Annotated in this window: 13 protein-coding genes; 8 read left to right on the forward strand and 5 right to left on the reverse strand. The window is 74.8% G+C overall.

Annotated elements, in window-relative coordinates:
* The first annotated feature begins 42 nt into the window (after nt 1-42).
* The 5 genes from Ae505Ps2_RS14770 to Ae505Ps2_RS14790 all read left to right on the forward strand — a co-directional run bounded on the left by Ae505Ps2_RS14770 (nt 43) and on the right by Ae505Ps2_RS14790 (nt 3,814).
* Complete coding sequence (locus Ae505Ps2_RS14770) at nt 43-1,377, forward strand: MSMEG_0569 family flavin-dependent oxidoreductase (protein ID WP_170917041.1); 1,335 nt, start codon at nt 43-45, stop codon at nt 1,375-1,377.
* On the forward strand, nt 1,378-2,109 hold the full coding sequence (locus Ae505Ps2_RS14775) for an SH3-like domain-containing protein (protein WP_075307462.1): 732 nt from the start codon (nt 1,378-1,380) through the stop codon (nt 2,107-2,109).
* Nucleotides 2,106-2,693 carry a nitrile hydratase subunit alpha gene (nthA, locus tag Ae505Ps2_RS14780; protein WP_075307460.1) on the forward strand — a complete coding sequence of 196 codons (588 nt, stop codon included), beginning with the start codon at nt 2,106-2,108 and terminating at the stop codon, nt 2,691-2,693. The genes Ae505Ps2_RS14775 and nthA overlap by 4 nt, the downstream gene beginning before the upstream one ends.
* The gene (locus Ae505Ps2_RS14785; protein ID WP_075553710.1) at nt 2,690-3,070 is read left to right on the forward strand and encodes a nitrile hydratase accessory protein; all 381 of its coding nucleotides are present in this window, start codon (nt 2,690-2,692) and stop codon (nt 3,068-3,070) included. The genes nthA and Ae505Ps2_RS14785 overlap by 4 nt, the downstream gene beginning before the upstream one ends.
* A 183-nt stretch (nt 3,071-3,253) precedes the next feature.
* A complete protein-coding gene (locus tag Ae505Ps2_RS14790; RefSeq protein WP_139318771.1) occupies nt 3,254-3,814 on the forward strand; it encodes a hypothetical protein in 561 nt (186 codons plus the stop codon).
* 97 nt (nt 3,815-3,911) lie between these two features.
* On the opposite strand, the gene Ae505Ps2_RS14795 is transcribed toward Ae505Ps2_RS14790, so the two are convergent.
* Both Ae505Ps2_RS14795 and Ae505Ps2_RS14800 read right to left on the reverse strand, forming a co-directional pair.
* A complete protein-coding gene (locus tag Ae505Ps2_RS14795; protein WP_075307454.1) occupies nt 3,912-4,436 on the reverse strand; it encodes a PaaI family thioesterase in 525 nt (174 codons plus the stop codon).
* Complete coding sequence (locus Ae505Ps2_RS14800) at nt 4,433-4,927, reverse strand: helix-turn-helix domain-containing protein (RefSeq protein WP_075553711.1); 495 nt, start codon at nt 4,925-4,927, stop codon at nt 4,433-4,435. The genes Ae505Ps2_RS14795 and Ae505Ps2_RS14800 overlap by 4 nt, the downstream gene beginning before the upstream one ends.
* Before the next feature lie 153 nt (nt 4,928-5,080).
* Between Ae505Ps2_RS14800 and Ae505Ps2_RS14805 the strand changes: the two genes are divergently transcribed.
* On the forward strand, nt 5,081-5,659 hold the full coding sequence (locus Ae505Ps2_RS14805; protein ID WP_020622524.1) for a type 1 glutamine amidotransferase domain-containing protein: 579 nt from the start codon (nt 5,081-5,083) through the stop codon (nt 5,657-5,659).
* Between the two features lie 70 nt (nt 5,660-5,729).
* Here Ae505Ps2_RS14805 and Ae505Ps2_RS14810 read toward each other — a convergent pair whose 3' ends face one another.
* Nucleotides 5,730-6,089: a TraR/DksA C4-type zinc finger protein gene (locus Ae505Ps2_RS14810; RefSeq protein ID WP_020622523.1), complete on the reverse strand. Its 360-nt coding sequence runs from the start codon at nt 6,087-6,089 to the stop codon at nt 5,730-5,732.
* Between the two features lie 264 nt (nt 6,090-6,353).
* On the opposite strand from Ae505Ps2_RS14810, the gene Ae505Ps2_RS14815 reads away from it, so the two are divergent.
* Nucleotides 6,354-7,151: an SDR family oxidoreductase gene (locus tag Ae505Ps2_RS14815; protein WP_075312080.1), complete on the forward strand. Its 798-nt coding sequence runs from the start codon at nt 6,354-6,356 to the stop codon at nt 7,149-7,151.
* Nucleotides 7,152-7,197: 46 nt separating this feature from the next.
* Here the strand turns inward: Ae505Ps2_RS14815 and Ae505Ps2_RS14820 are convergent, their stop codons facing one another.
* Nucleotides 7,198-8,115, reverse strand: coding sequence for a sigma-70 family RNA polymerase sigma factor (locus tag Ae505Ps2_RS14820; protein WP_349289826.1), 918 nt, complete (start codon nt 8,113-8,115; stop codon nt 7,198-7,200).
* 127 nt (nt 8,116-8,242) lie between these two features.
* Nucleotides 8,243-8,425 (reverse strand): DUF1508 domain-containing protein, encoded by a 183-nt coding sequence (locus Ae505Ps2_RS14825; protein ID WP_075307450.1) that lies wholly within the window; start codon nt 8,423-8,425, stop codon nt 8,243-8,245.
* A 199-nt stretch (nt 8,426-8,624) separates the two neighbouring features.
* Here Ae505Ps2_RS14825 and Ae505Ps2_RS33415 point away from each other — a divergent pair.
* A partial coding sequence (locus tag Ae505Ps2_RS33415) for an SDR family NAD(P)-dependent oxidoreductase (RefSeq protein ID WP_249265274.1) occupies nt 8,625-9,078 on the forward strand: 454 nt, incomplete at its 3' end.

Here is a 9,078-nt window from a genome sequence, read left to right on the forward strand (position 1 = left end):
TCGACGGTGGGTCCGTTCCCCGACCACCCACGAGGAGGCCCCATGACCGCGATGATCCGACGCGAGGACCGGCGTCCCCCGCCCGCCGAGCTGGACGGTGAGCACCGGACGGTCGTCGTCGTCGGCGGCGGGCAGGCGGGTCTGTCGATGAGCCGGTGCCTGGACGTGCGCGGCATCGACCACCTCGTCCTCGAACGCGACGTCGTCGCCTCGTCCTGGAAGCGGCACCGCTGGGACACGTTCAGCCTGGTCACGCCGAACTGGCAGTGCGACCTGCCGGACTTCCCCTACGCCGGGCCGGACCCGCACGGGTTCATGGTCCGCAGCGAGATCGTCGACTACCTGGAGGCCTACCGGGCGTTCGTCGACCCGCCGCTGATCGAGGGCGTCGAGGTGAGACGCGTGCACCAGGACGAGCGGGGGACCTTCGTCGTCGAGACCTCCGCCGGGAGGTGCACCGCGGACCAGGTCGTCGTCGCCACCGGCGGGTACCACACACCGCTCACCCCGCCGCTGTCCGAGCCGCTGCCGGCCGGCATCACGCAGATCGGGTCCCAGGACTACCGCAACCCCGGGCAGCTGCCGCCGGGGGAGGTGCTGGTGGTCGGGTCCGGGCAGTCCGGCGCCCAGATCGCCGAGGACCTGCACCTGGAGGGACGGACGGTGCACCTCGTCGTCGGGCACGCGCCGCGAGTGGCCCGCTTCTACCGGGGCCGCGACGTCACCGACTGGCTCGACGAGATGGGCTACTACCGGATGCCGGTCACCCGGCACCCGCGTCGCGAGGCCGTGCGCGCGCAGGCCAACCACTACGTGACCGGCCGCGACGGCGGTCGCGACATCGACCTGCGCCGCTTCGCCACCGAGGGCATGCAGCTCTACGGCGCGCTCACCGACCACGCCGCGGGGCGGCTCACCTTCGCCCCCGACCTGGAGTCCTCCCTGGACCACGCCGACGAGGTCAGCGAGTCCATCAAGGACACCATCGACGGCTGGATCGCCGACAAGGGGATCGACGCCCCGGTCGAGGAGCGCTACACCCCGGTGTGGCGCCCGGAGCGCGAGATCACCGAGCTGGCGCTGGCCGACACCGGGATCACCTCGGTGGTCTGGTGCATCGGGTTCCGGCAGGACTTCTCCTGGGTCGACCTCGGTGTGTTCACCGGCCGCGGCTCGCCGGTGCACAGCCGCGGCGTGACGAGCGTTCCCGGGTTGTTCTTCCTCGGTCTGCCCTGGCAGTGGACCTGGGGGTCCGGACGGTTCTCCGGGGTGGGCGCCGACGCGGCGTTCCTCGCCGAGCGGATCCGCTCCCAGCGCGGCCTGACCTCGACCGGCGGCCGCGGCGACGTCTGCAACGTCCTGGCCCTGGGGTCCTGAGTGGACGGGTCCGTCGACCCTGACGACCCGGCCGACCTGGGCGGGACGACGGGCTGGGGCCGGGTCGTCGCCCCGGGCGACGTCGAGCCCGAGCCGCCGTTCGCCCGGGCATGGGAGGGGCGGGCGTTTGCACTGACCGCGCTGACCATGGGCCGGATCTCCGGACGCAACCTGGACGCGTTCCGGCACGCGCTGTCCCGGTTGGACCGCACCCGCTACCTCGACGACGGTTACTACGGCCGCTGGCTGCATGCCGCCGAGCTGATGCTGGTCGACTCGGGCGTGCTGGCTCCCGGCGCGGTGGAGGCCCGTGCCCGGCACACCCGCGGCGAGGACGTGCCCGAGCCGGCCGACCCGCCCCTGGCGAAGCCCGACTACGCACCCACCGCGCCCGGGTCGCTGCGCACCGTCGACGCCGCGCCGCGCTTCGCCCCCGGCGACCCGGTCCGCGCCCGCCGGGAGCCCCCGGACGTCGCGCCGCCCGCGCCGTCGGCGGGGCCGGTCGGGCGGGGACCGTGCAAGCTGCCCCGCTATCTGCGCGGAGCGCCCGGTGCCGTGACCGCGGTCCGGCCCGCGCACGTGCTGCCCGACACCCACGCGGTGTTCGCCGGGGAGCACCCCGAGCACGTGTACACCGTGGCCTTCGCCGCCCCCGACGTGTGGGGCCCCGGCGCGCACCCGGACGTGATCGTGCACGCCGACCTGTTCGAGTCCTACCTGGAGCCACGATGACCGACGACGATCCCGGTCCGGCGCTGCGCACCGCGGCGCTGGAGGAGCTGCTGGTCGAACGGGGGCTGGTGGACCCGGCCGTCGTCGACGGGGTCGTGCGCACCTACGAACGCGACGTCGGTCCCCTGAACGGGGCGACGGTCGTCGCCCGCGCCTGGACCGACCCGGAGTACCGGGAGTGGCTGCTGCGCGACGGCACGGCGGCGATCGCCGCGCTCGGGTTCAGCGGACCGCAGGGCGAGCACATGGTGGTGCTGGAGCAGACCGACCAGGTGCACCACGTCGTGGTCTGCACGCTGTGCTCCTGCTATCCGTGGCCGGTCCTCGGCCTGCCCCCGAGCTGGTACAAGGACCCCGCCTACCGGGCCCGGGTCGTGCGCGAGCCGCGCACCGTGCTCGCCGAGATGGGGCTCGACGTGCCCCCGGAGCGCCGGATCGAGGTGTGGGACTCCTCGGCCGAGGTCCGCTACCTCGTGCTGCCGCGCCGACCCGCCGGCACCGACGGGTTCACCGTCGAGCAGCTCGCCGGGCTGGTCGGGCGGGACGCGATGGTCGGGGTCGCCGACGTGGCCGGGCCGTCGTGAGCGGGCCGGTGCTCGACACCACGGGTCCCGCGGCCCCGCCGCGCAGCAACGGGGAGCTGGTGTTCGCCGCGCCCTGGGAGGGGCGCGCGTTCGGGCTGGCCGTCGCGCTCGCCGAGGCGGGGGTGTTCACCTGGGACGGGTTCCGCGACCGGCTGGTCGCGCGGATCGCCGCCGATCCCGCCGCCCCCTACTACGGTTGCTGGCTCGCCGCCTGTGAGGACGCGCTCGTCGCCGCGGGCCGTCTCGACGGGGCGGAGGTGCTCACCCGGGCCGCCGACCTCGCCGCCCGCCCGGCCGGGCACGACCACGACCACGCCGACCACGACCACGCCGACCACGACCACGCCGACCACGACCACGCCGACCACGCTCGGTAGGAGAACGTGCACCGATCGTCACAGAATGGTTCGGTGGTCGCATTCCGCGCATTACCCCGCGCGAATGGGGAAGGGAACTGCGCCGACCCGATCGGGGCGGTGAACGACCCGGCCGGTGTCACCGCTCGGTAACCGATCATGTTTCGCGGGGCCGATGTCCCGGTGCGCGGATAGATTGTGGTCATGAGCGGATCGCGGCCGATGGTCCTGCGGACCGTCGCCTGGTGCGCGGGCGTCCTGCTGGTGGGCGCCGGCGTGCTGGCCGCCGTCGTCGTCGGTGTCGGGACGCTCGTCGCACCGGGGGAGGCGCGCGCGTCCCGCGAGATCGACCCGGCCACCGAGTTCGCCCGGCTCGCCGTCGACGACCCGGCCGCCGCGCTGCGCTCGTGCACCCCCGCGCAGGGGACCCTCCTCGACGCCCTCTCCGGTGCGCTCCCGGCCGGTGCGGTGCCCGGCGCGGCCCGGTTCACCGCGACCGACGGGGACCTCACGTTCGTCTCGGCGCCGATCACCGGCACGGTGCGCGGCGCCGGGGACCGCGCCGTGTGGGTGTGGGGGCGCCAGGGCTTCGCCGCCGTCACCGACGACGCGCGCGCCCTCACCCCCGAGCTCCCCGGGCCCGCGCGCTACGCCACCGGCCCGGACGCGGCGGGCGCGGTCCGCGCCGCGACCTGCGTCGAGGCCGCGCAGCGCGCCGAACGCTCCGGCGTCGCGCCGACCCAGGGCCCGATCGTCCCGCGCTGAGCCGGGCTCGCCCCCCGGGCACGATCAGCCCGGCCCCCGGGCAGGGTCAGCTCGGCCCCCCGGGCGGGGGCAGCTCAGTCCCGCGGGCGGGATCAGCTCAGTCCCCGGGCAGGATCAGGCAGCTCGACGTGGCCTCGCCCAGCAGCCTCCCCCGGGCGTCGGTCAGCTCGGCCCGGGCCAGCGCGGTGCGGCGCCCGGCCTGCACGACGTGGCCGGTGCACGTCACGGTGCCGGTGTCGACGGTGATCCGGCGCAGGAAGCGCACCGACAGGTCCAGGCTGGTGTAGCCGGTCCCGGCGGGGAGCGTGGAGTGCACCGCGCACCCGCAGGCGGAGTCGAGCAGCGTGGCGTACACCCCGCCGTGCACCGAGCCGATCGGGTTGTACTGGTGCTCGCCGGGTTCGAAGGCGAACGCGACGCGCCCGTGCTCGGCGGAGACGGCGCGGAAGCCGACGAGACTCGCGACGGGCGCGCCGGGGAGACGGCCGTCGACGATCCGGCGCAGGTACTCCAGTCCGTCCAGACCGGACGCGGCGGCGGCGAGCGCCATCGGGTCGGTCCACTCGTGCTCGCGGCGGCGCGTGGCGGCCGGCCCGGTGGCGGGCCCTGCTGCGGAGGTCATCGTGGCTCCTGGTCGGTGTCGGTGTCGGTGTCGGGGGCTCCGGGCCCCGGTTCGAGGTGGACCTCGTCGGTACGGCCCAGACGGTGTCCGGCACCGCACACGCTCACCAGGCGCACCGGGGCGCCGCAGCCGGTGTGCACGCGGACCACGGGAGGTCCGGCGTCGCCGGCGAGGTGCCGGTCACCGAAGTCCATGAGTGCGGCCAGGACGACGCCCAGATCGCGGCCGCGCCGGGTCAGGCGGTACTCGGCACGGGTCCGCGCCCCGGGTTCGCGGTAGTCCACCCGTTCGACGACGCCGTCGTCGACCAGCTCGGACAGGCGCCGGCTCTGCACGGTGCGCGCGACACCCAGGCCGCGCGCCAGCTGGTCGAAGCGGGTGATCCCGCGGCCGAGGTCGCGCACCAGCAGCACCGTCCAGGGGTCGGCCAGCAGCGCCGCGGTGCGGGCCACCGAGCACACCTGGGACGCCGCCGCCGTCCGTGCGTCCATCCCGCCCCCTGGGTATCGCTGAGCTACCCAGGCAGCTTAGCCCGGCGGGGAGGACGGCGACAGATGCCGGTCCCTCGTGCGCGATTGACCGCGCCCACAGCGGGAAGGCGGGACGGGACACCGCACGAGCACGAGACCGAGGAGGAACCCACGGTGGCGAACGAACTGCAGGGCCGGACCGTCGCGATCCTGGCCACGGACGGCGTCGAGAAGGTCGAGCTGGTCCAGCCCCGCGACGAGCTGCGCAAGGCCGGCGCGCGGGTCGAGGTGGTCTCGCTGTCCACGGACCCGATCCAGTCGATGTCGGCCGACATCAACCCGGACGAAAAGCTCGACGTCGACCGTGCCGTCGCGGACGTGTCCGCCGACGACTACGACGCCCTGGTGCTGCCCGGCGGCACCGTGAACCCGGACAACCTCCGGGCCGACGCCACCGCGGTGGCGTTCGTGAAGGCGTTCTTCACGGCGGGCAAGCCGGTCGGCGCGATCTGCCACGGGCCGTGGACGCTGGTCGAGGCCGACGTCGTGAAGGGCCGCACCCTCACCTCGTTCCCGAGCATCCGGACCGACCTGCGCAATGCCGGCGCGACCGTCGTCGACGAGCAGGTCGTGACCGACGAGGGGCTGGTCACCAGCCGCAACCCCGACGACCTCGACGCGTTCTGCGCGAAGCTGGTCGAGGAGTTCGCCGAGGGCAGGCACCCGGTGCACCCGGAGGGTGCGACCGCCTGAGCTCCCCACGTACGACGGACGGGGCCGTCCTCCCAGGTGGGAGGGCCGGCCCCGTCGGCGTCGGTCCGGGTCAGCCCTCGACCGGGCCGGGCATCTGCGCGTCGTCCTCGGGGTGCTCGCGACAGCGGTCGGTGTCGGGGCGCACCTCGAGCCGCTCGTCGTCGATCCGTCCGCCGCACACGTCGCAGCGGCCGTACTCGCCCTTGTCGAGGCGGGTCAGCGCCGCGCGCACCCGCCGTGTGCGGGCGCGGCGGGTGTTCTCGTCCAGGTCGTGGGCCATCGTCTCGTAGGCCCGAGCGCCCTCGTCGCCGAAGTCGAGACCGTCGCCGACGCGGTCCTGGCCCGGGGCCGGCCGCTCGGTCGCGACCGTACCGCCCTCCAGCCGGTCCAGCTCCTCGGTCAGCAGGGACCGTGCCCGCTGCGCGTCCATCGGGGTCTCCTCTCCTTGTCGTGGCGACCGTGCCGGCCGCACGCGGACCGGACTACCCCGCCCGCCGTCCGGCACACGCGCACCGTTTCGCTGCCGGAGCCACGGGTAGCCGCGGTCCGGTCGTCGGGCGCGGCCGTCGACCCCCTCGGTCGTGCCCGTCGGTCTCCCGCCCGCCGTCGCATCGACGCGGGACGACCGTGAGGAGCCCCCGTGCCCGACAGCCCGCCCGCTCAGCAGCAGACCCCGCCCGGTGACACCGCGGCGATGACCCCCGAGCCCCGCGACGAGATGCGCGGCTACCGGGGCCGTGACCTGCTCGCCGGCACCGTCGCACTGGTCACCGGCGGCGACTCCGGCATCGGGCGCGCCGTCTGCGTCGCCTTCGCCAAGGAGGGCGCCGACGTCGCCCTGGCCCATCTCGACGAGGACACCGACGCCGAGCACACCGCGCGGCTCGTTCGCGACGAGGGCCGCCGCTGCCTGACCCTGCCCGGTGACCTCGGCGACGCCGGGCACTGCGCCGAGGTCGTGCGCCGCACCGTCGACGAGCTCGGCCGCCTGGACACCGTGGTCAACAACATCGCCACCCAGGACCCCGTCGACGATCTCACCGACATCGACGACGATGCCTGGCTGCGCACCTTCGAGGTGAACATCCACAGCTACTTCCGCGTGACCAAGGCGGCCCTCGCGCACCTGCCCGACGGCGGCGCGATCGTCAACACCGGGTCGATCAACGGGTTGCGCGGCAACAAGAGCCTCATCGACTACTCCGCCACCAAGGGCGCGGTGCAGTCGCTGACGTCCTCGCTCGCCCAGTCGCTGACCCCGCGCGGCATCCGGGTCAACTGCGTCGCACCCGGCCCGGTGTGGACCCCGCTGATCCCGGCGACCATGCCGGAGGAGAAGGTCGAGGGCTTCGGGGAGCAGACCCCGATGGGGCGGCCCGCGTCCCCGGACGAGATCGCCCCGTCCTTCGTGTTCTTCGCCGCGCCGCGGCTGTCCTCGTACTACACCGGGGAGGTGCTCGCCCCGGTCGGTGGTGAGACCCTGCCCGGCTGACACCGGGAGGTCGCGGGGAGGCCCCCGCCGGGGAGGCCCGCACGGGTCAGTCGCCGGTGAGCCGCTCGCGCAGCCGCGACAGCGTGCGGGACAGCAGCCGGGACACGTGCATCTGGGAGATGCCCAGGTCGGCGGCGATCTGGGACTGGGTCCGGTCGCCGTAGAAGCGCAGCACCAGGATGCGGCGCTCGCGCTCGGGCAGCTCGGCCAGCGCCGCCCGCATGCCCGGGCCGTGGGCCGCCAGGTCCAGCGCCGGGTCCTCTCCGCCCAACCGCTCGACGAGCGGCAGGGTCTGACCGGGGCCGTCGCCGTCGCCGACGGGGGCGTCGAGGGACCTGGCGTGGTGCGACTCCAGCGCGCCGAGCGCGTCGACGACCTCGTCGACCGACACGCCGGCCTGCTCGGCGATCTCCGACGGCCGCGGCGGGCGCCCGAGGCGCTGGCCCATCTCGTCGGCGATCCGGCCGACCGCGACGGCCAACTCCTTGAGGTCGCGCGGTACCCGCACCGACCACGAGTGGTCGCGCAGGTGACGCTTCATCTCGCCGCGGATGCTCGGCACCAGGTAGCCCAGCGGGCCCCCGGTCGCCGACCCCGGGTCGTACCTCGACCGCCTTGACCAGGCCGAGCATGCCGGCCTGCTCGATGTCCTCGGCGCCCCGGCCGGGAGCGGCGAAGCGCCGGGACAGGTTGCGCACCAGGGGACGGAACTCGGTGATGACGTGGTCGCGCAACGCCGCCCGGCCGGGTGCACCGTCCGGGGTGGCCGCCAGCTGGTGCAGGTCGGGGATGAGGTCGTCGTAGCCGTGGCGGCCGTCGCGGGTGCGCTCCGCGGGCCGGGTGGGAAGTGTGGGACTGTGCATGGTCCCTCGCAATCGCCGATGGCAGTGCGGGGTCCGCTGCGTGTTGAACGGATCTCGGATCGGCTCCCTGGACACGGTACGTATCGGAGCCGGACGATCACCGTAACCCCGGGCCGCGGCCCCCACAACCCGTCGGAGCCGCTGCGGGGCAACGCGGGGACCGCACCCCTCGTCGGGCGCGGCGCGTCCGACGAGGGGTGCGGTCGTCTCCGGGGAGTCGGTGGTCGGTCAGGCGTCGACCTCGGCGACGGTGGCGCCGTCCGCGGCGCGCTGCACCGCCTCGCAGCCCTTGTGCGCCGCCGCCTTCGTCTCGTAGGCCTCGCCGACCGCGACGACCTGTCCGTTGCTCGCCTTGAGCCGGAACCGGAACTTTCCGCCCCGGTCCTCGTACACCTCGAACTTGCCTGCCACAGGGACCTCCTCGTCTCGACCGGTACCCGCGGTTGCTGCGGATGGGGGCGCACGTTAGTCCAGATGGCGTTGCGATGTGGAACGACGCGGCGGGCCCGGGGTCACCGGTCCCGGTGGTCCCGGAGGGGTCTCAGCGGGCTCTCAGCGGGCCGTGACCTTCTCAGGGGCACCACAGCGTCCGGGTCCTAGCGTCCCGGACATGCCGACTGCACTGGTGACCGGAGCGAGCCGAGGGCTCGGCGCCGTCTACGCCCGCGAGCTCGCCGAGCGCGGGTACTCCGTCGTCCTCGTGGCGCGCGACGCCGCCCGCCTCGCCGAGGTCGCCGAGTCCGTCGGCCGGGCCACCGGCGCGATCGTGGAGACGCTGCCCGCCGACCTCACCGACCCGGCGGGGCTGGCGGCCGTCGAGCGCCGGATCACCGACCGGGACCTGCCGGTCGACGTGCTGGTCAACAACGCGGGCGTCGAGACCGACGCGGTGTTCGCCGAGGCGCCGGTCGAGGTGCTCGCCGGCGAGATCGACCTCAACGTGACGGCCCTGATGCGCCTCACCCGCGCGGCGGTCCCGGCGATGACCGCCCGCGGCCACGGAGGGGTCCTCAACATCGCGAGCGTCGCCGGGTACCTGCCCTCGGGGGGGGGGGGGGGCAACG

The organism is Pseudonocardia sp. Ae505_Ps2 (genome assembly GCF_001932425.1).
GTDB lineage: Bacteria > Actinomycetota > Actinomycetes > Mycobacteriales > Pseudonocardiaceae > Pseudonocardia.